Annotated in this window: 18 protein-coding genes and 1 pseudogene; 7 read left to right on the top strand and 12 right to left on the bottom strand. The window is 42.0% G+C overall.

Translation table 11 applies throughout. The annotated features are described in order from the left end of the window. Positions 1-193: 193 nt before the first annotated feature. The 4 genes from PSI23_RS02185 (at position 194) to PSI23_RS02170 (ending at position 4,508) form a co-directional block, all read left to right on the top strand. Positions 194-595 (top strand): VOC family protein, encoded by a 402-nt coding sequence (locus PSI23_RS02185; RefSeq protein ID WP_273553526.1) that lies wholly within the window; start codon positions 194-196, stop codon positions 593-595. A gap of 648 nt (positions 596-1,243) precedes the next feature. Beyond that, a complete protein-coding gene (locus PSI23_RS02180) occupies positions 1,244-1,669 on the top strand; it encodes a JHE-like toxin PirA (protein ID WP_273553525.1) in 426 nt (141 codons plus the stop codon). Between the two features lie 89 nt (positions 1,670-1,758). Continuing rightward, on the top strand, positions 1,759-3,036 hold the full coding sequence (locus PSI23_RS02175; protein ID WP_273553524.1) for an insecticidal delta-endotoxin domain-containing protein: 1,278 nt from the start codon (positions 1,759-1,761) through the stop codon (positions 3,034-3,036). A gap of 395 nt (positions 3,037-3,431) precedes the next feature. Continuing rightward, positions 3,432-4,508 (top strand): PfkB family carbohydrate kinase, encoded by a 1,077-nt coding sequence (locus tag PSI23_RS02170; protein ID WP_273553523.1) that lies wholly within the window; start codon positions 3,432-3,434, stop codon positions 4,506-4,508. Positions 4,509-4,738: 230 nt separating this feature from the next. On the opposite strand, the gene lysS is transcribed toward PSI23_RS02170, so the two are convergent. From lysS to xerD, 5 genes are all read right to left on the bottom strand, one after another. Then, on the bottom strand, positions 4,739-6,253 hold the full coding sequence (lysS, locus tag PSI23_RS02165; protein ID WP_273553522.1) for a lysine--tRNA ligase: 1,515 nt from the start codon (positions 6,251-6,253) through the stop codon (positions 4,739-4,741). Between the two features lie 9 nt (positions 6,254-6,262). Continuing rightward, positions 6,263-7,361, bottom strand: a protein-coding gene (gene prfB / locus PSI23_RS02160; RefSeq protein ID WP_273553521.1) for a peptide chain release factor 2 whose coding sequence is annotated in 2 segments (ribosomal slippage) — positions 6,263-7,285 and positions 7,287-7,361 — 1,098 coding nt in all. Because the reading frame shifts where the segments join, the coding sequence is not laid out codon by codon here. A 187-nt stretch (positions 7,362-7,548) separates the two neighbouring features. Beyond that, positions 7,549-9,282: a single-stranded-DNA-specific exonuclease RecJ gene (gene recJ / locus PSI23_RS02155; RefSeq protein WP_273553520.1), complete on the bottom strand. Its 1,734-nt coding sequence runs from the start codon at positions 9,280-9,282 to the stop codon at positions 7,549-7,551. A gap of 54 nt (positions 9,283-9,336) precedes the next feature. Then, complete coding sequence (gene dsbC, locus PSI23_RS02150) at positions 9,337-10,038, bottom strand: bifunctional protein-disulfide isomerase/oxidoreductase DsbC (RefSeq protein ID WP_273553519.1); 702 nt, start codon at positions 10,036-10,038, stop codon at positions 9,337-9,339. A 33-nt stretch (positions 10,039-10,071) separates the two neighbouring features. Beyond that, complete coding sequence (gene xerD / locus PSI23_RS02145; RefSeq protein WP_273553603.1) at positions 10,072-10,950, bottom strand: site-specific tyrosine recombinase XerD; 879 nt, start codon at positions 10,948-10,950, stop codon at positions 10,072-10,074. Between the two features lie 207 nt (positions 10,951-11,157). On the opposite strand from xerD, the gene fldB reads away from it, so the two are divergent. Continuing rightward, on the top strand, positions 11,158-11,676 hold the full coding sequence (gene fldB / locus PSI23_RS02140) for a flavodoxin FldB (protein WP_273553602.1): 519 nt from the start codon (positions 11,158-11,160) through the stop codon (positions 11,674-11,676). Between the two features lie 9 nt (positions 11,677-11,685). Here fldB and PSI23_RS02135 read toward each other — a convergent pair whose 3' ends face one another. Both PSI23_RS02135 and sdhE read right to left on the bottom strand, forming a co-directional pair. Next, positions 11,686-12,111, bottom strand: coding sequence for a protein YgfX (locus tag PSI23_RS02135; protein WP_273553518.1), 426 nt, complete (start codon positions 12,109-12,111; stop codon positions 11,686-11,688). Beyond that, entirely contained in the window at positions 12,092-12,358 is a 267-nt protein-coding gene (gene sdhE, locus PSI23_RS02130; RefSeq protein ID WP_273553517.1) for an FAD assembly factor SdhE, read from the bottom strand. Before sdhE ends, PSI23_RS02135 begins: the two co-directional genes overlap by 20 nt. Before the next feature lie 355 nt (positions 12,359-12,713). On the opposite strand from sdhE, the gene ygfZ reads away from it, so the two are divergent. Together ygfZ and PSI23_RS02120 are read left to right on the top strand one after the other, a co-directional pair. Beyond that, complete coding sequence (gene ygfZ / locus PSI23_RS02125) at positions 12,714-13,715, top strand: tRNA-modifying protein YgfZ (protein WP_273553516.1); 1,002 nt, start codon at positions 12,714-12,716, stop codon at positions 13,713-13,715. Between the two features lie 16 nt (positions 13,716-13,731). Next, the gene (locus tag PSI23_RS02120) at positions 13,732-14,337 is read left to right on the top strand and encodes an HD domain-containing protein (protein ID WP_273553515.1); all 606 of its coding nucleotides are present in this window, start codon (positions 13,732-13,734) and stop codon (positions 14,335-14,337) included. Between the two features lie 265 nt (positions 14,338-14,602). On the opposite strand, the pseudogene PSI23_RS02115 reads toward PSI23_RS02120, so the two are convergent. The 5 genes and pseudogenes from PSI23_RS02115 to gcvT form a co-directional block, all read right to left on the bottom strand. Continuing rightward, positions 14,603-15,034 (bottom strand): annotated as a pseudogene (locus tag PSI23_RS02115) (hypothetical protein); the annotation flags it as partial. Between the two features lie 15 nt (positions 15,035-15,049). Next, complete coding sequence (locus PSI23_RS02110; RefSeq protein WP_273553513.1) at positions 15,050-15,298, bottom strand: hypothetical protein; 249 nt, start codon at positions 15,296-15,298, stop codon at positions 15,050-15,052. A gap of 553 nt (positions 15,299-15,851) precedes the next feature. Beyond that, positions 15,852-18,728: an aminomethyl-transferring glycine dehydrogenase gene (gene gcvP / locus PSI23_RS02105; protein ID WP_273553512.1), complete on the bottom strand. Its 2,877-nt coding sequence runs from the start codon at positions 18,726-18,728 to the stop codon at positions 15,852-15,854. A gap of 144 nt (positions 18,729-18,872) precedes the next feature. Then, the gene (gene gcvH, locus PSI23_RS02100) at positions 18,873-19,265 is read right to left on the bottom strand and encodes a glycine cleavage system protein GcvH (RefSeq protein ID WP_273553511.1); all 393 of its coding nucleotides are present in this window, start codon (positions 19,263-19,265) and stop codon (positions 18,873-18,875) included. An 86-nt stretch (positions 19,266-19,351) separates the two neighbouring features. Beyond that, positions 19,352-20,449 carry a glycine cleavage system aminomethyltransferase GcvT gene (gcvT, locus tag PSI23_RS02095; RefSeq protein WP_273553510.1) on the bottom strand — a complete coding sequence of 366 codons (1,098 nt, stop codon included), beginning with the start codon at positions 20,447-20,449 and terminating at the stop codon, positions 19,352-19,354. Between the last annotated feature and the right edge of the window lie 248 nt (positions 20,450-20,697).

Genomic DNA, 20,697 nt, shown 5'->3' with positions numbered 1-20,697 from the left:
TACAATTGATGCCTTTATGCCACTCGACATTAGTGAACTTTCCCCCAAGACGCGTGGCGGGATTTAAATCCGAAGTTTTAGTTTTGGCTGCCGTCTGTGACGATCAAGGAACAGTCCTGATCCAGCCAGAAAGAGGTGTGAACTTAGGCACCCGAATGCTGTAATTTTTAAATCAGAAAATAGTAGGAATACCATGAGAACACAAAAAAGGTGTATGGGTTACGTTGCTATCGTTGTGGATGATTATGATAGAGCTATCGATTATTACACCAATAAACTGGGATTTACGCTGGTAGAAGATACACCACAGCCGGGAAAAAGATGGGTTGTTGTCACCCCGAACCCTGAAAGTGACTGTAATTTACTGCTGGCAAAAGCATCTAACGAAAGGCAAGAAGCATTTATCGGTAATCAATGTGGTGGGCGTGTATTCTTGTTCCTGCAAACTGACGACTTTTGGCGCGATTATCACAAAATGAAAGAAAATAGCGTCCATTTCTGTGAAGAACCCCGTCAGGAAGAATATGGCATGGTTGTGGTTTTTGAAGATATTTATGGTAACCGCTGGGATTTATATCAGAATGCAGTTGCTTAGAGAATCCTTATAAATATTACTATTAGCCCAATTATATTGGGCTATATTTAATTACATTAATGCTTATTTATAGAAGTAAATGTATATTAATGAATAACCTCGCCGCAAGCGGTGGGGAATTAGACTCTAAGATATTAATGAGAGCACTATTTACATCTTACACTAATAAAGTTATCAACCTTATTTAAAATAGATATACCATTACTTATCCATGCCTATTAATAAATGTTAACCATATCTATATACTAATAATATCATTTTAATAAGCAGTATAATTTTTAAACCAAACTTACATTTTTTATATTTTATCCTGCCATACCAATATGTTTAGAATAGCCGTGGTCATAATATATAAATTCATTCTCAATAATAAAACAAATCTCAATTGTAAGGAGAAATCTACTATAATTATAAATAATCACATACTATACCCTTCGTCTTTCAAGTTGCCTCTTTGTTGGCTGCGCTCACTCACCCCGGTCACATAGTTATCTATGCTCCCGGGGATTTGCTCCCTGACCGCCGCGATGCATCTTGAAATCCATTGGGTATATAACCATAGTAAAAGCGCTACAAAATAAATATCCAAAACATTAAAAACAACACAAAATTATATTTTAATCAATTTTTAAAATAGGATAACATCTTATGAGTACAATCAATATAAATATAAGTGATAGTAACATTACAGTCATAAGTAATAACGATTCCAATCCAGAACCCTTAACTTATAATACAAACACACCAGCATCAGAACCTCTTACAGTCAGTCCTTATAAGGATATGACAATAGAGCCACACTCTTCTATTGAGGCAATAAGAACTGACACGCCGATTATTCCCGAAACACGCCCCAATTACTACGTAGCCAATTCCGGCCCCGCATCATCAGTTAAGGCTGTTTTTTATTGGTCTCATTCTTTCACATCACAATGGTTTGAACATTCCTCTATCACAGTGAAAGCAGGGGAAGACGGAATATTACAATCACCGAGCAACTCAGTGTATTACAGCAAGGTCGTCATTTATAATGATACAGATAAACGAGCCTTTGTTACTGGATATAATAAGTAACAAAATGAAAAACCATCTATAACTAACAGATTTTAATTTAATAACTATCTAATTAAAGCACTATTTAACTAAGGAATTAAAGTAAAATTATGAATACTACACCGATTAATGTATCTGAAAATGAAACATTACCTGTACTCACTGACGTCATGCTTATAGTGCCTTATACAACGTCTACCCCTGATTATGAATGGGATATGTCATCAATCGTAAAGGATGCGATTATTGGTGGCATAGGGTTTATTCCAGGAGCAGGTCCGGCAATGTCCTTCCTGTTAGGACTATTTTGGCCTCAACAGAAAGATAATACTTGGGAGCAAATTCTCCAAAAAGTAGAGCAGATGATAGAGAATGCCGCTCTACAAACTATTAAAGGAATACTTAATGGAGATATACAAGAAATCAAAGGAAAAATGGAACATGTACAATACATGCTGGAAACCTCGCCTGGCAGTCAAGAAAGTCATGACGCATATATGTTCCTGGCTAGATATCTGGTTAGTATAGATGAAAAATTTAAGTCTTTTGATAATAAAACAAACTACCAGATCCTGCCGATGTACACTAACACCATTATGTTACAGATCCCTTATTGGAAAATGGGGGTAGAGAAGAAAAATGATATTGGGCTGACAGATATTGAAGTCAATGAGTTAAAACAACTTATCGACAAATTGGTTGGCAAGGCAAAAGACTACATTCATACGATGTATACTAATGAATATAATAATGCCATAAATACATCAACAGCAGAGAGTGTCACTAATAATTTATTATCTGTTAGAGGATATTGTTTATTACACGGTTTAGAGTGTATTGAATCAATTGAACATCTACAAAATAATAGCCTCGAAAGTGGTTTCTATCCTAAAACTATCAGTTATTCAACTGTGTTTGATCGTCCTACTAACAAAACGAGAATTCAAGCGCTTACAGAAGACGATCAAATGCAGGAACCTTTCAAGCCATCTTTAATCGACGGAAAATACAATAAAATAAAATCATTGGTTGGATATGTACAAAGAATTGGGAATGCACCTAGAGTTGGTGGTATTAAAATCACATTTGCCAACGATTCATCCTACACACTTGGCACAGTAACATCAGAAACGAATTCAATTGAGCTAAATGATAGTGTTATCGAAATGTTGGAAGTATGGGGTAATGGTGCTGTTGATGAAGCATTATTTACGTTAAGTGATAAGCGTCAACTCAGGATCGGTGAGCGCTATGCCAAAAAATATAGAAAATATGCTGTTGATGGACACTATATTGCAGGGCTGTATTTAGCCAGCGATGAACCTTCACTTGCTGGTCAAGCTGCAGGTATTGCCGTTTCATATCATATGTTGGATGATAAAAAATAATACCTGATTAATAGCTCCCCTGGTTACATAGCTAACTATGTAACCAGGGGTAATTTTTTCCCATCATATACTCCAGTTCCACCTCACTATGAAAATCAATAAATCATAAAAACCAAACATATGTTTGTAATTTCCATAAAGCAACCCAATATACTGTTTTAAAAGAGATTATTACAATAGTAAATATAGTTTGCTTACTTGATGTATTTAGTCATCTGATTTTTATTAATTTTTCAGCATAATATTCGAGATATAAATCACATTTTTTTGCAATTTGATGACTTTATCAAACTTACGATCGTATTCTCATAATGAGAAAGAAGTATAAAAATGGCCTTTACTGTTTGCCTGACATGAAATAAAACATTAGTGTAAAAAACAGCTAAGGGGATGATATGTCAAAAAGGGAAAATCAGATATTGCAACTTCTGAAGCGTGATCCTTTTATTCAGCAACAAGAAATTGCTGATATTCTTGGGATCAGTCGCTCATGTGTTGCAGGACATATTATGAACCTAAGTAAAAAAGGTTATATCAAAGGCAAAGGGTATATTTTATCTAACGATATTTATGCTGTAACAATTGGCGCAGCCAATATAGATTTGACAAGTTATACCTCAGCCAAATTAATTTATGAAGATTCCAACCCAGGGAAAATTATTTCAACACCAAGTGGTGTCGGAAGAAACATTGCTCAAAATATTGCCTTATTAAAAAATGAAAGTTATTTAATTTCTGTTGTTGGTAACGATTCAAATGGCAAGACATTATTTGATTATACAAAATCAACAGGTGTTAATGTGAATCATTTATACAAATTAGATGATGAAAAAACTTCGATCTGCAATTCACTTATAGACGAAAATGGAAAATGTGTAGTTTCAGTTAATGACATGAGTATTCTGGAAAAATTGACTCCTACGTTATTATCTCAATCTAAATCTTTAATCCAGCATGCCAGCGTACTCATTGTTGACTGTAACTTAACTGAAGAAGCTCTGAAATGGTTATTTAATAATGCCAGTAATGTTCCAATTTTTGTTGATACTGTTTCAAGATCTAAGGCATCCAAAATCCGCCATTTACTATCGCATATCCATACTTTAAAACCCAATCGTACTGAAGCAGAAATCCTCAGTGGAATAAAAATCGAAACTCAAAAAGATGCCGCTGATGCGGCTAATTGGTTTCATCAACATGGCATCCAGCGTTTAATTTTAAGTATGGATGCAGAAGGTGTTTATTACAGTGAAAGGGATAATACATCAGGACGTTCAGATGCAATCAACACTAATATTATTAATGCCAATGGAGCAGGTGATGCCATGATGGCGGGCCTTGTACACTGCTGGTTAGAAGGCATGAATCTAAAAGAAAGCATTCGCTTTGCACAGCAATGTTCAGCACTGACGCTATCGTCAGAAAATATTGAGATATTCCCTAAAAATCGAGTGAAGGGAATCGAACTCTAGTATAAAGATTGGGAGGCTCTCGTTCTGCCATTGAACTACACTCGCATCAACGAAGTTATGCCGCCAAATATATACTTCTTAACTGAGTCTCAGCAAGTAGTAAGTAGTAAGTAGTATATCGTTAATTAATGTCTATATTTCAACCAATTATTTAAGGTTTTTTAATGGATGTAAAAAACGCCCAGTTTGATTAACCGAACTGGGCGTTAACTGGTTTTAATCAAAAATGATTATTTATTCGGACGCATTGCCGGGAACAGGATAACGTCACGGATGGTGTGGCTGTTAGTGAACAACATCACCATACGGTCGATACCAATTCCCAAACCTGCTGTTGGTGGCAGGCCGTGCTCCAGCGCAGTCACGTAATCTTCATCGTAGAACATCGCTTCGTCATCGCCTTCATCTTTCTGACGAACTTGCTCTGCGAAACGTTCTGCCTGATCTTCCGCGTCGTTCAGCTCCGAGAAGCCATTACCAATTTCACGGCCACCAATGAAGAATTCAAAACGATCAGTAATGAATGGATTGTCATCGTTGCGGCGTGCCAGCGGAGAAACTTCTGCCGGATATTCCGTAATGAATGTCGGCTGAATCAGATGGCTTTCAGCGGTTTCTTCAAAAATTTCACACTGAACGCGACCCAAGCCCCAGCCCTTTTCAATGTCGATACCCAAAGATTTCGCGATAGCAACCGCTTTATCCATATCATCCAGATCTGCCATGTTGGTTTCTGGACGATATTTGCAAATGGCTTCTTTCATGGTCATCTTGACAAAAGGCTTACCGAAATCGAATTCTTGTTCGCCGTATTGCACCAATGTTGTACCCAGTACGTCTTGAGTCAAAGTACGGAACAGATCTTCGGTCAGTACGATCAGATCTTGGTAATCCGCATAAGCCATGTAGAGTTCCATCATGGTGAACTCTGGGTTATGGCGCGGAGAAACACCTTCGTTACGGAAATTGCGGTTGATTTCGAAAACGCGCTCAAAACCACCTACCACTAAACGTTTCAGGTACAATTCCGGGGCAATGCGCAGGTACATGTCGATATCCAGCGCGTTATGGTGCGTAATGAATGGACGCGCACTTGCACCACCAGGGATCGCCTGCATCATTGGTGTTTCAACTTCCATGAAGTCTTTTTTGGTCATGAAACTACGCAATGCAGACATCACGCGGGAGCGGATCTGGAATGTCTTGCGTGATTCATCGTTCGCAATCAGATCCAAATAACGCTGACGGTAACGGGTTTCCTGATCTGCCAAACCGTGGAATTTATCCGGCAGTGGACGCAGTGCTTTAGTCAACAGACGCAGCTCAGTACAGTGAATGGAAAGCTCACCCGTTTGAGTTTTGAACAGCTTACCGCGTGCGCCTAAAATGTCACCCAAATCCCATTTTTTGAACTGAGTATTGTAAATGCCTTCCGGCAGATCATCACGGGAAACGTAGATCTGAATGCGACCACCCATATCTTGCAGAGTTGCAAAAGATGCCTTGCCCATGATGCGACGTGTCATCATGCGACCAGCAATGGTCACTTCGATGTCCAGCTCTTCCAATTCTTCCTTAGTCTTGTCATCGTATTTTGCATGCAGATCTTCGGAAATGTTTTCGCGACGAAAATCACTCGGGAAAGTAATGCCGTTGCTGCGCAGAGCAGCCAATTTTTCACGGCGGATTTTCAGTTCATTATTTAAATCAGGAGCCTGTTCAGCTCCCTGCTGTTGTTGTGACATTTTAGTTCCTCATAAGCCAGCTTTTAAGCTTGCTTCAATGAATTTGTCCAAATCCCCATCCAGCACAGATTGTGTATTACGGGTCTCTACACCGGTACGCAAATCTTTAATACGGGAATCATCCAAAACGTAAGAGCGGATCTGACTGCCCCAACCGATATCCGATTTGTTCTCTTCCATTGCTTGTTTATCTGCATTCTTCTTCTGCATTTCCAGTTCGTACAGTTTCGCTTTCAACTGTTTCATCGCCTGGTCTTTGTTTTTATGCTGAGAACGGTCTGTCTGGCATTGAGTTACAACACCAGTCGGTACGTGGGTGATACGTACAGCAGATTCAGTTTTGTTAACGTGCTGACCACCAGCACCAGAAGCTCGGTATACATCAATGCGTAAATCAGCCGGATTGATTTCGATATCAATATCATCATCCACTTCTGGGTAGATAAAAGCAGAGCTGAATGATGTATGGCGACGACCACCTGAATCAAAGGGGCTTTTACGTACCAAGCGATGAACGCCCGTTTCTGTGCGCAGCCAACCGTAAGCATATTCACCAATGATCTTGATGGTTGCAGATTTCAAACCAGCAACATCACCATCAGACTCTTCAATAATTTCAGTCTTGAAGCCCTTGGATTCAGCCCAACGCAGGTACATGCGCATCAACATGCTGGCCCAATCCTGAGCTTCTGTTCCACCTGATCCCGCCTGAAGATCCAAATAGCAGTTTGCGCTGTCATATTCGCCAGAAAACATGCGACGGAATTCAAGTTGACCCAGTTTCTCTTCTAACTGTTCCAATTCAGCAACTGCTTCATTGAAGGTTTCTTCATCATCTGCTTCAACTGCCAATTCCAGCAGGCCGTTCACATCTTCTAAACCCTGAACGAGCTGATCAATTGTTTCCACAATGATTTCAAGTGACGAACGCTCTTTACCCAACGCCTGTGCCCGCTCCGGTTCATTCCAGACATCAGGCTGTTCGAGTTCAGCATTGACTTCTTCTAAGCGCTCTTTCTTGGCATCATAGTCAAAGATACCCCCTCAGAACTGCTGTCCGCTCAGACAGGTCCTGAATGTGATTTTTTACCGGATTAATTTCAAACATATTTTGTGTCTTATACGTTGTGTATTATGAATAAATGATGGTCGCATGGATATTTTCGAACCGCGTATTGTAACGGATCTATCAAAGGGTTTATACCCTTCATCTTTTAAATAGCAGCTTTGTTGGCTGCTATTTAAAAGATGAAGGGTAAACGCTAATTGGATAACATTGCCGGAGATTTGATAATTCAGTAGGGCCAAATATGCTGGATCAAAAGCTGAACATCACGATTACCACGAAATTCGTTAATATCCAGTTTATAGGCTAATTCTACCGTTTTGACACTATTATCCGGCCAACGGCTGACATCAATGTTAAATGCAATGCCATCTAACATAGGCCCGCCATTTAATGGCTCAAGCATGACTTTCAGGTGATTTTCACCAACGATGCGCTGTTGCAGTAGTTTGAATTTGCCGTCAAAAACCGGTTCTGCAAATGCCTGCCCCCACGGACCTCCGTCACGCAGGATTTCAGCAACTTCCAGTGATAGTTCTCCTAACACCAATTCACCATCGCTCCAGATCACACCTTCCAACTGTGTAATATCCAGCCAGTCTGCCACCAGCCCGGAAAAATGACGCTGAAACAGGTCGAATTTGTCTTGTTCGATTGACAAACCTGCTGCCATCGCATGGCCACCAAACTTCAACATCAACCCCGGATACAGGGTATCAAGGCGTTCAAGTGCATCACGCATATGCAAACCATTTACGGAACGTCCCGAACCTTTCAAAGTGCCATCACCTGCCGGAGCAAAAGCAATAACCGGACGGTGAAAACGCTCTTTAATTCGTGATGCCAAAATGCCCACTACGCCCTGATGCCATTCAGGATGGTAAATTGCTAACCCGTAAGGTAATTGAGTATGGGTCCGCTCGATTTTATCGCAAATCTGCAAGGCTTCTTGCTGCATGCCCTGCTCGATTTCCCGACGAGTTTGGTTCAGGCCATCCAATTCACAAGCAATCTGTCGGGCCTGGGCCATGTCATCGGTCAACAATAACGCCACTCCAACAGACATATCATCCAGACGTCCGGCGGCATTTAATCTTGGACCCAATGAAAAGCCCAAATCACTGGCTGCTAATTTTGTTGATTCCCGTTTGGAAACTTCGAGCAATGCCCTTATCCCCGCACAGCAACGTCCTGCCCGAATGCGGTTTAATCCTTGATATACCAGAATTCGGTTATTGGTATCGAGGGGAACCACATCGGCCACTGTACCCAATGCCACTAAATCCAACAACTCAGCCAAATTGGGCAGTGGAATGCCTTGTTGCTCAAACCATGCCAATTTACGCAATTCTGCCCTGAGTGCCGACATCAGATAAAATGTGACGCCAACGCCTGCCAAGGCTTTCGAAGGAAAGGCACAGTCTATTAAATTGGGATTGATAATGGCATCTGCAGCTGGCAATGTTTCACCCGGTAAATGGTGATCAGTAATAATCACCTTGATGCCGTGTTGATGTGCCGCTGCGACACCATCATGGGATGAGATCCCATTATCCACGGTGATAATCAAATCCGCGCTTTTTTTGACAACTTCATCAACCACCTGAACGCTTAACCCATAACCATCTTCAAAACGGTTTGGAACAAGATAATCAAGGTGACGATATCCCATTGCACGCAAAGCGCGAATACCCAATGCGGTGCTGGTTGCTCCATCTGCATCGAAATCCCCAACAATCATGATGCGCCAATGTTCATGTAATGCTGTAACCAGCAAGGAAACGGCCTGCTCAATGCCATTAAGGGATTGGTAATTGAGGAGACCACTTGCGCCACGTTCCAGCTCATCAGCTTGGCGTATGCCACGCATAGCGTATAAACGGCGCAATAACGGATGGATATTGTTAGGAAGATGGCTGGAATCCGCCGCTGGTCGGCGGCGGAGTTGTGTTTCTCTATTCACAGGTTTCTATTCACTAGCTAGTATTCACTGAATGGGATGCATTATCTATTTCAATTAATTGCTATGTTTCTTCAATGTATCCAGCAAATCTTTCGGTTCCGAGTAACCAGGCTGCACATAGCCATCTTTCAGGATAATGGCTGGCGTACCCTGAACGCCAAATTGGCGGCCCAGCTGATATTGTTTCATGATATCAATTTTGCATTCTTTAACTGGAGAGATTTTTTCACCTTTAAAAACAGCATCCAAGGATTTTTTCGGTGTCGCACTGCACCAAATGGACTGCATATCTTTAACCGATTGATGGTGCTGCCCATGACGAGGGAACGCCAAGTAACGGACAGTAATCCCCAGATCATTATATTTTTGCATGCCCCCATGCAATTTCTGGCAATAACCACAAGTGATATCAGTAAAAACAGTGACAACATATTTTTCTTTTGGCGCCTTGTAAATAATCATTTGATTTTTAAAAGATTCCAATTTTTTAACCAAAATCGGATTGCCAATATCTTTCGGTGCTTTGCCACTCACATCATAAAGGTGCCCCGTTAACATGTACTTACCATCATTAGACATGTAAACAACACCATGATCGGTTAAAATTGCACTAACACCTGGAAATTGTGATGGAGTAATGCTTTCTGCAGTTATTTTCAATTTGGACAATGACTTATTGATAGCACTCTCGCCAGCAAAGGCATTGCTGGCAACAGCAGTTAACAGTAATAAAAGGCAAAATGTAATCTTCTTCATAATTTGTTCCTTTATGTTCATCTAACTTTAAAGCTATCCACGGGGATGATGTTGTTGATGAAGAGCTTTGAGACGTTCGGTTGCTACATGAGTGTATATTTGAGTTGTCGAGAGGTCACTATGACCTAATAACATTTGCACAACACGTAAGTCAGCGCCATGATTGAGTAGATGTGTTGCAAAAGCATGCCGTAACACATGGGGTGACAAGCGTTTAGCGTCAATCCCTGCCAATACGGCATAGTGTTTGATCCGATGCCAGAATGTCTGGCGTGTCATCTGCGTCCCCCGCTTACTGGGAAAAAATACATCAGAAACAGAGCCATTCAATAGCCACGGACGCCCATATTCCAGATATTTTTCCAGCCAATAAACAGCCTCTTCTCCCAGAGGAACCAATCTTTCTTTATTTCCCTTACCCACAATTCTGACCACTCCCTGACGTAAGCTCACATCAGACAGGGTCAGGCCAACCAATTCTGAAACTCGTAACCCACAAGCATAAAGCACTTCTAACATAGCTTTATCCCGCAGTTCAATTGGTTGGTCAGTTAAAGGAGCACCAAGCAAATCTTCAACTTGTTTTTCGCTTAAATCCTTGGGCAAACGCTTAGGTAATTTAGGCGCAGATAGTAACGCTGTTGGATCATCTTCCCGCATTCTTTCACGATAAAGATATTGAAACAACCTTCTCATTGCACTCAGTAATCTGGCTGAACTACTCGCTTTATAACCACCATCCACTCGTTCAGCCAAAAATGATTGTAGTTCTATCGACTGTACTGAAAGTAAATCATGACCATAATGCACTAACCAATTGTTTAAGGCTTGTAAATCAAGCCGATAAGAAGCCAACGTATTTTCGGCCAGCGCTTTTTCCAGCCATATAGTATCGAGAAATTGCTCTACCAGAGGATTGTCCGATGGGTATGGCTCCGTTGAATTCTGTTTAAGTGAATTATTTTCCGATGAATGCTTGTCTGACAGGTTGTGTTCTTTTGGCACAAGCCCTCCTTTCTGTCTGCCTATCTGTGCCTTCCTGTCGGCTATTATGCCTGAAAAAGCAATTATTCTGTTACAATACCGCCCCTGATATTCGAAACTCCCTGATAAATAATGATGAAAATTGGTCTCTTTTACGGTTCCAGTACATGCTATACAGAAATGGTAGCAGAAAAAATACGCGATATACTCGGTGAAGATCTGATCGACATACATAATGTCAAGGATTGTGATCCCCAATTGATGGAAGAATATTCTGTCCTGATCCTCGGTATCCCAACTTGGGATTTCGGGGAGCTACAGGAAGATTGGCAGGCTATATGGGATCAACTTCCCTCGTTGGATCTGGCAGGGAAAATCGTTGCTATGTATGGAATGGGAGATCAAATCGATTATAGTGAGTGGTTTCTGGATGCATTGGGAATGCTGTATCACCACTTGCTACCGACAGGTGTACAGTTTATTGGGTTCTGGCCGACAGAAGGTTATGAATTTACCAGCCCGAAACCGTTGTCCGAAGATGGCAAACAATTTGTCGGGCTAGCTCTGGATGATGTAAACCAATTCGAACAAACAGATGAACGTATAAGCGAATGGTGCATGCAAATATTGGCTGAAATGGAAGCGCTGTTTTAGTTGTCCATTTTAGCTATCAGAGTATTGGCGCATTAGTTGATTCAAATGACGCCACGCCTCAGGTGACATACTATCTGATGCCACCCATAATCGGATTGGCGGTTGATAGCGCATGTTTTCTGTTTGATTAAAGGCATGGAGCATAACGACCATTCCATAACGATGGAACCACGGTGGCTGAGTAATGCTCCAAGCGGCTTTTTGCCAATGCACTTTTTTGCCTTTGAACAGTATCAGCCTGCCCTGACATTGCCGAATATTTTTCTGACTCCACATCCAACTGCTAATGATGATGGCAAACAATGGAAGCCAGAAGTAAACACCGTTAATTGACCAGGGAGCCAATAAAGCCGCAATTGCAACTGCGCCATGTACGCCCGTGGAAAACAGGCGAGTATGGCGAGATTCCCTTAGTTTATTGTTCCACAGGACCACGGGCTTGGTTTCTGCTTTGGATTAATTTCACCATATGGTAAAGCTTGTCATCTTCAGGCCGTCCATGATTCATGAGCCAATTGAAAAGATCAGGGTCTGGACATTCCAGCAAACGAACAAAAATCCGTTTGTCATCATCATTCAATGAATCATATTCATACTCAAAAAATGGCATGATAGAAATATCCAGTTCACGCATTCCACGACGACATGCCCAGTGAATACGTGCTTTATTATCAATATCCATGTTTAAAAAGCCTCTTTTTCATTTTCATTCGTGCCATTGAGACAGCAATATTAAGATCAGGGAAGAATAAGATCGTGACAATTAGAGCACGAAAGATTAACAAGTTACCCGGTGTTTTAAATATGATCACGGTTGCAAAATTTCATAGTCGGGCAAGATTATCAACGATTCTGACCTATTTTTCATCACTAACCGGGGTGGAATCACTAGATATATCGACAAGTTGCGAAGTATATCGCAACAGATTGGTAATAAATTCATCATCCATAAATAACAAGAATAACCCCTTTGCATTAAGCTACTTCTCTTTTACCATTAGTGTTATTTCTCAGATAGTTTACTGGCAGGAGCTGCTATGGCTTACCAAATTCCGTTTTCTGAACAATATCCATCCCCTTCTGCAACACTCCCACTGACGTTAATTTCCCTTGATGACTGGGGAATAGTGGCAACTACTGGAGCTGATGCGGAAAAGTATCTGCAAGGACAAATTACAGCAGATCTTACCTCTCTGAATGATAACCAGCATGTGTTAACCGCACATTGTGATGCCAAAGGCAAGATGTGGAGTAACTTACGGCTGTTTCAGCGCGGTGAAGGTTTTGCCTATATTGCCCGTCGCTCATTATTGGAAGCGCAATTAACTGAATTAAAAAAATACGCCGTGTTTTCCAAAGTGACGTTTGCCAAAGATGAAGAAAGTATCTTGCTTGGTGTAGCCGGAACAGGAAGCCGGGAAGCGCTGGCAACACTCTTCCCAACCCTGCCCGATACCAAATCCCCCGTTATTCAGTACGAAACTACAACGCTTCTCCACTTCACGCTTCCCGCTGAACGTTTCCTTTTAGTTACAGACAGAACAACTGCCGTTAAATTAACGGAAACATTAGTCGAAGAGTTCCAGTCGCAGTTAAATGATAGTCAGCAATGGCTGGCACTGGAGATTGAAGCAGGATTCCCGGTGATTGATGCCGCCAGCAGCGCACAATTTATTCCACAAGCGACAAACCTTCAGGCAATCGAAAACAGTATCAGCTTTAAGAAAGGCTGTTATACCGGTCAGGAAATGGTGGCCCGGGCCAAGTATCGTGGGGCAAACAAACGTGCTATGTATTGGCTGGCAGGTAATGCCTCGTCTCTGCCTGTTGCTAGTGACGATTTGGAATGGCAATTAGGTGATAAATGGCGTCGGACAGGCTCGGTGCTAGCGGCGGTCAAACTAGTTGATGATTCAATCTGGGTACAAGTGGTCATGAATAATGATATGGAAATAGAAAGCGTATTTCGTATCCGTGAAGATGAAGGCGGTACGATTACCATTCAAGTATTGCCCTATTCATTAGACGAAGAAAAATAATTATTGAGGTTTTTGTATGTCATTAGCTGTACCTCCTGTTAGTTTCGGCCCTTTCACCGATGTCATTGCGTTTATCATGGAGCTGGATAAGTTAAAATATGTCCATCGCAAAACGAAATTATTGAACAACATGCGCCATGAAAACTCTGCTGAACATAGCTGGCATTTTGCTCTTGCTGTGCTTGGCTTTGCTCCTTATGCCGGGGAGGTCAATATTGGTCGCGTCGTGCAAATGGCTTTGATTCATGACATTGTTGAGATCGATGCAGGTGATGTTATCGCGTTCGATCTGGCTGCCCGTGAAGCTATTCACGAACAGGAAGTTAAAGCGGCCAACCGTATTTTTGGGTTATTGCCGGAAACTCAGCGCGATTATTTTCTGGAACTTTGGTACGAATACGAAGATTCCATCACTCCTGAAGCGCTATTTGCCAAAACACTCGATAGAATTATGCCGGTATTTATGAACCTGCATAACCAAGGGCAGAGCTGGGTTGAGAACAATATTCGCTTTGAGCAAGTTTACAACCTGCTTCATTTTGTTTCCGAAAGTTACCCTGAGCTATGGGAATATCTGCTGCCACAATTGGAAGCAGCAAAAGAAAAAGGTTGGCTGAAATAACTCCCGTCTTGATCTTTTAAATTAAGCTGTCAAAGTCTGTATGGACTCTGACAGCTTCAATTTAAATTTTTAAACGTACTCAAGTAATTAAACATATTCAGTTAATAACCGCTGCTATCAAGCGAGGGCCTTGATGTCGTAATGCTATCATAAACGTCTCTTTCTATTATTTTCGCACCAACTGACTGTCAATGAAAAACAGGATAGAATAGGCACCTAAAAACGTGCCTATATTTCACCAAATATCCCTATCAGATCGTTAAGGTTAAACTATATTTGTTTTTTCAGATTTTCTAATTAAATGCCAAGCAACCAAAGCTACAATTCCGGTCAATATTGCAGTCAACCAACTTGTCATATAAATGGCATTGGTAAAAGAGTACTTCGCTGCATCCACCAGTAGTTGCCTTTCTATACCCAACAATGAATCAGCTACTGCATAAGCGCCAGCCAGTGTTTCCAGCGCTAATCTGGCCTGAATTGATAATAAGACACTATAACCGTCAATAAACTTGGTCTGTTTTTGCTCAGATGCAGGCAATAAAATGGAGCCAAAAATCAATAAAGGCACCAATACAGGCACAGCCAGTAAGAAAATGGAATTCCAGTCAAAATATTGTAATAAAATACCGCCAATAACAGGCTCTAGAGCCGAGCCAACGGTTAGAGTTGTTGCCCAAATAGCAACAGCAATACAACGCTGTTCACGATCTTAAAAAAGACAGCTAATCAAAGCCAGCGTTGATGGCATCAGCATAGCTCCAAAAAAACCAAGAGCTGCGCGACCAATAATTAATTGTTCTGGCGATGCAGATAATGCGGTTAAAACTGAAACAACGGTGAATCCCAAAATAGTATTGTCCACAGTAACTAATAAAACAGGCAGCATTAACACCAACAATCCAAACCAATTACGCACCCCAGCTTGTTTATTTGAATTGATATTCTTATAAAATGACATTACCTATAACTCCTACGGTCATAATTTAAGTATGGAAAAGGCACGCCACAAATTAGCTACAGCCAATATCGCCTTTACCATATCTTTAAAATTGTTATGAGATTATTTAAGAAATAATGTAAATCATGAAATCACTAAACAATAATTGTGTGTTATTAATAAAAACACAGGCAATTATGTTTACGATTAAAGGGAAGGTTAACTTTAGCTAACTATAGAAGTAATAAAATTCCATCCAGACCGGCACGCTGGTGGAGGTTGTTTGAGAAAGAAATGTATGTGAAACTTGAAGTATCATCATAGTAAGAATGTCCGATATTGTATCTAACGACCAGAGTGAAGGTAACAAAAAACAAGGTTGGATATTAGGTTATTCTTCCTTGGTTGCCTATAAAATCGAAGCCGCTATGTTACGCTTTTCTCATACACTAAAGAAAAAAATACTTTTAAGAAAAAGTCGCTGGCGTGCTGTGAAAACACTTTTGATATCTTCACTAATTATAAACCCCCGTCCTGCTGGACGAGGGTTTAATCGCATATTCATAAATCGCCATTAACGATAATCGTCAATCGGCGCACAAGAGCAATGTAAATTGCGATCCCCGTAGACATCATCGAGACGTTTAACTGTCGACCAGTATTTATTGGCTTTGGTTTCCACTGTTGGGAAAACGGCAATTTCACGGCTGTATGCGTGATTCCAATCAGAAATCAGTTCAGTCTGGATGTGTGGTGCGTTGACCAATGGGTTGTCTTCCAAAGGCCATTCTCCTCTTGCTACTTTGTTGATTTCTTCCCGAATTGCCAGCATTGCGTCAATGAAACGATCAATTTCAACTTTGCTTTCTGATTCTGTTGGCTCAACCATCAAGGTTCCCGCAACCGGGAATGACATGGTTGGAGCATGAAAACCATAGTCAATCAAACGTTTGGCAATATCCATCTCACTGATACCGAACTCTTCTTTCAATGGGCGAATGTCCAGAATACATTCGTGGGCAACATATCCATCACGTCCGGTATAGAGGATTTCATAGGCTCCTTTCAGGCGGGATGCGATGTAATTTGCATTCAAGATCGCAACTTGGCTGGCTTGTTTCAACCCTTTTGCTCCCATCATGCGAATATACATCCAGCTAATTGGCAGAATCGATGCACTGCCAAATGGCGCTGCGGATACTGCACCTAATGTAGTGACTCCGTCCATTTCTACCACTGAATGACCAGGCACAAATGGGGCAAGGTGTTTTTTCACGCCAATCGGCCCCATGCCCGGACCGCCGCCGCCGTGTGGGATACAGAAGGTTTTATGCAGGTTCAAATGTGAAACATCTGCGCCAATAAAGCCCGGTGTGGTAATCCCCACTTGAGCGTTCATATTCGCGCCATCAAGGTAAACCTGACCACCATTTTGATGAATGACATCGCAGATTTCACGGATGGTTTCTTCATATACACCGTGAGTTGAGGGGTAAGTCACCATGATACAAGCAAGATCGTTACTGTGTTTTTCCGCTTTTTCGCGCAAATCAACCAGATCGATGTTGCCCTCTTTATCACAGTTCACAATAACAACGACCATGCCCGCCATATGTGCAGAAGCAGGATTTGTACCGTGAGCCGAGCTTGGGATCAGGCAAACATGGCGATGTTGCTCACCACGGCTAGTGTAATAGCGACGAATTGCCAGCAGACCAGCATATTCCCCTTGTGCACCGGAGTTGGGCTGCATGCAAAATGCATCATATCCGGTCAGCAGTACTAACCAATGGGAAAGCTGGCTGATCAGCTGATGATAACCCTCCGCTTGCTCTGCTGGGCAGAAAGGGTGCATATCGGTAAATTCAGGCCATGTAATCGGTGTGATTTCCGCTGCTGCATTCAGTTTCATGGTACATGAACCCAGTGGAATCATAGCTTGATTCAGCGCCAGATCTTTACGCTCCAGACTGTGCATATATCGCATCATGTCGGTTTCACTATGGTAACGACGGAAGTTGTCATGTGTCAAAATTTCGTCATTACGCAGCATGGAGGCAGGAATAGATTGGCTGGCTGCCGCTATTTCAAGATCAAGAGCCTTGATATCCAGTTCTGAGTCAGAACCCGTTATCACTTGAAACAGGGTTATCAAATCATCACGGCTGGTTTTTTCACTCAATGATACCCCAACAGCACCAAGAATATCGGTACGCAGGTTAATGTGCGCTTTTTCCGCTCTTGCCAGTACCTGAGCCTTATCTGATACTTCAATGGTCAACGTATCAAACCATGTCTTATAACGCAGTGTGACGCCCGCTTTTTGCAAGCCAGCAGCCAGGATGTCTGTCAATCGATGGATACGGTCAGCAATGCGCTTCAGACCTTCTGAACCGTGGTAAACGGCATACATTCCCGCAATGTTCGCCAGCAAAACTTGAGAAGTACAAATATTGGAGTTCGCTTTTTCACGGCGAATATGCTGCTCACGTGTTTGCATCGCCATGCGCAGCGCCTTATTGCCTGCTGCATCACGGGAAACACCGATAATACGACCTGGCATGGAACGTTTGAATTCATCACGGCAGGCAAAGAAAGCTGCATGAGGGCCACCGTATCCCATCGGCACACCAAAACGCTGGGCAGAACCAAATACAATGTCAGCACCTTGTTTACCCGGCGCTGTCAGTATGACCAGTGCCATAAAGTCTGTGGCAACACTGACGATGATTTTACGTTCTTTCAGTTTTGCAATAAGGTCACTGTAATCGTGAACTTCGCCCGTCGTTCCGACTTGTTGCAGCAGGACACCAAAGATCCCTTCCAGTTCCAGTACTTTTTCTGCTTTATCAACAATGACTTCAAATCCAAATGTTTCAGCACGGGTCCGCACAACATCCAACGTCTGTGGATGAATGTCATCTGCCACAAAGAAACGCTCAGCGCCTTTCAGCTTGCTGATCCGTTTTGCCATTGCCATGGCTTCTGCGGCCGCCGTTGCTTCATCCAATAATGAAGCTGAGGCAAGATCCAATCCCGTCAGGTCAATGGTAACTTGCTGGAAATTCAGTAAAGCTTCTAATCGACCTTGAGAAACTTCTGGTTGGTAGGGGGTATATGCAGTATACCAGCCAGGGTTTTCCAACAAATTACGCAAAATGACAGGGGGAAGTATTGAGGGTGTGTATCCCATACCGATATACGATTGATAGCGTTGGTTCTGGCTCGCCATCACTTTCAATTCAGCCAATGCCTGCTGTTCAGTCGCGCCTTCACCAACCGCAGGAGGCTCTGATAATGCGATATCACGGGGAACGATTTTGTTGGTCAGATCATCAAGAGAATTTGCACCTACTATCACCAGCATTTCTGTTTGTTGTTCAGCAGAAGAACCAATGTGGCGACGAATGAATTCACCTTGATTTTCAAGTTGGATTAATGTCTGAGTCATTGATGATAATTTCCTGAAACTAACTATGCCTTTAACTTGCAAGTTACAGCGTTATGTTCTGTTACTTGAAATCTGTTGGCTATAAAAAACGGCACATAAAAAAAACGCCCCATATCACATTGTGAATGGGGCGCTCAAATACAGTTACTCGCTTTCTTCCAAGAGTGACTGATAACCTTCAGCATCAAGCAAATTAGCGAGTTCACTTTCATCAGTTATTTTGATGCGGAACAGCCAACCTTCGTTATAGGGTTCACTGTTCACTAATTCGGGAGAACCTTCCAGCCCGGGGTTAACAGCGATAATCTTACCGCTCAGTGGCACGTAAATATCAGATGCCGCTTTGACTGATTCAACAACGGCACAATCATCACCACTATTTACCTCTATGCCTATTTCAGGCAAATCAACAAATACCATATCTCCCAATAATTGTTGGGCATGTTCGGTAATACCTATGGTGTATTCACCATCACCTTCCGAACGAACCCATTCATGTGATTCTGTATATTTTAATTCTGCTGGTACATGACTCATAGTTGCCATCTCCTTATTTTTCGTTCATTGAGCAAAACGTTACAACAATTAAAACGTTAAAATAATCAAAACATTACAACTAAAAATTACTCTACTAGCGATTTACCCATCCGTACAAAGCCCGGTTTAACAACCTGAACGGGAATTTCACGATTACGGATCTGGACAACTGCCTGTTCACCAATACCTTGCGGTACACGTGCAAGAGCGATGCTAAATCCTAAGGTCGGGGAGAATGTTCCACTGCTAATAACCCCGGAACGCATCTCGCCTGAATCATTAGTGAAGCTGACAGTTAAACCACCACGCAATACTCCTTTTTCACGCATGACCAACCCAACCAATTGTTCAGTGCCTGTTTCACGTTGCTTCTCCAATGCTTCACGACCAATGAACTGACGATCTTCCGGTTTCCACGCTATTGTCCATCCCATGTTGGCTGCCAGTGGTGAAATGGTTTCATCCATTTCCTGACCATAAAGATTCATACCTGCTTCGAGGCGCAATGTGTCACGTGCCCCCAACCCAGCGGGTTTCACACCTACTGCCAACAACTGTTGCCAGAAATCTGCCGCTTGTTCTTTAGGCAATGCAATTTCATAACCTGCTTCACCGGTATAACCCGTCGTTGCAATAAATAGATTTCCCGACTGAACGCCAAAGAAAGGTTTCATCTCTATTACTGCTTGCTTCTGTTCATCACTTAGCAACGATTGAACTTTGGCTTGCGCGTTTGGCCCCTGAACAGCAATCAGAGCCAAATCATCACGCACGGTAATCTCAACGTCATATTTCTCAACATGTTGGTTAATCCATGCTAAATCTTTCTCACGGGTCGCCGAGTTAACAACCATGCGATAAAAGTTATTAGTGAAGAAGTAGACAATCAGATCATCAATGACACCGCCAGAAGCATTTAACATTCCGGTATAAAGTGCCTTGCCCTGCTCGGTCAGCCTGGCAATGTCATTGGCCAGAAGGTAACGGAGAAAATCACGGCAACCAGTACCGTGTAGATCCACAATTGTCATGTGGGAAACGTCGAACATACCGGCATCAGTACGCACTGTATGATGCTCGTCGATTTGTGAGCCATAGTGCAGAGGCATCATCCAGCCATGAAAATCTACCATGCGTGCTCCGCATGCCAGATGTTGATCATATAGTGGAGTGTGTTTTGACATTATTTCCCTCTTTCCATTCTTGACATGAAAACATTCGTGACCTGAAAAAACATACGGCGTATTAACCGACAGGTGTTGGATCATGAAGCAAAAAAGCGGTTAATAACGCAAACGATACCTTGGGATCAGAAGTTATCACTGAAACAGGAAATGAACCATAAAATAAATTAGCTAAGCTGTAGTGACAACCCTGAAAACCACTCACTATCATGCGGAATTTTTATCTAATTTATTGTGTCATAACACTC

This window comes from Xenorhabdus yunnanensis, from assembly GCF_028598805.1.
Lineage (GTDB): Bacteria > Pseudomonadota > Gammaproteobacteria > Enterobacterales > Enterobacteriaceae > Xenorhabdus > Xenorhabdus yunnanensis.
Note: the sequence above shows the minus strand (reverse complement) of the source record. Positions and strands in the feature narration are given on the sequence as shown.

Coding starts and splice junctions, on each gene's coding strand:
- PSI23_RS02185 (WP_273553526.1), top strand. CDS start 194: ATGAGAACACAAAAAAGGTGTATGGGTTACGTTGCTATCGTTGTGGAT.
- PSI23_RS02180 (WP_273553525.1), top strand. CDS start 1,244: ATGAGTACAATCAATATAAATATAAGTGATAGTAACATTACAGTCATA.
- PSI23_RS02175 (WP_273553524.1), top strand. CDS start 1,759: ATGAATACTACACCGATTAATGTATCTGAAAATGAAACATTACCTGTA.
- PSI23_RS02170 (WP_273553523.1), top strand. CDS start 3,432: ATGTCAAAAAGGGAAAATCAGATATTGCAACTTCTGAAGCGTGATCCT.
- lysS (WP_273553522.1), bottom strand. CDS start 6,253: ATGTCACAACAACAGCAGGGAGCTGAACAGGCTCCTGATTTAAATAAT.
- dsbC (WP_273553519.1), bottom strand. CDS start 10,038: ATGAAGAAGATTACATTTTGCCTTTTATTACTGTTAACTGCTGTTGCC.
- fldB (WP_273553602.1), top strand. CDS start 11,158: ATGAAAATTGGTCTCTTTTACGGTTCCAGTACATGCTATACAGAAATG.
- sdhE (WP_273553517.1), bottom strand. CDS start 12,358: ATGGATATTGATAATAAAGCACGTATTCACTGGGCATGTCGTCGTGGA.
- ygfZ (WP_273553516.1), top strand. CDS start 12,714: ATGGCTTACCAAATTCCGTTTTCTGAACAATATCCATCCCCTTCTGCA.
- PSI23_RS02120 (WP_273553515.1), top strand. CDS start 13,732: ATGTCATTAGCTGTACCTCCTGTTAGTTTCGGCCCTTTCACCGATGTC.
- PSI23_RS02110 (WP_273553513.1), bottom strand. CDS start 15,298: ATGTCATTTTATAAGAATATCAATTCAAATAAACAAGCTGGGGTGCGT.
- gcvP (WP_273553512.1), bottom strand. CDS start 18,728: ATGACTCAGACATTAATCCAACTTGAAAATCAAGGTGAATTCATTCGT.
- gcvH (WP_273553511.1), bottom strand. CDS start 19,265: ATGAGTCATGTACCAGCAGAATTAAAATATACAGAATCACATGAATGG.
- gcvT (WP_273553510.1), bottom strand. CDS start 20,449: ATGTCAAAACACACTCCACTATATGATCAACATCTGGCATGCGGAGCA.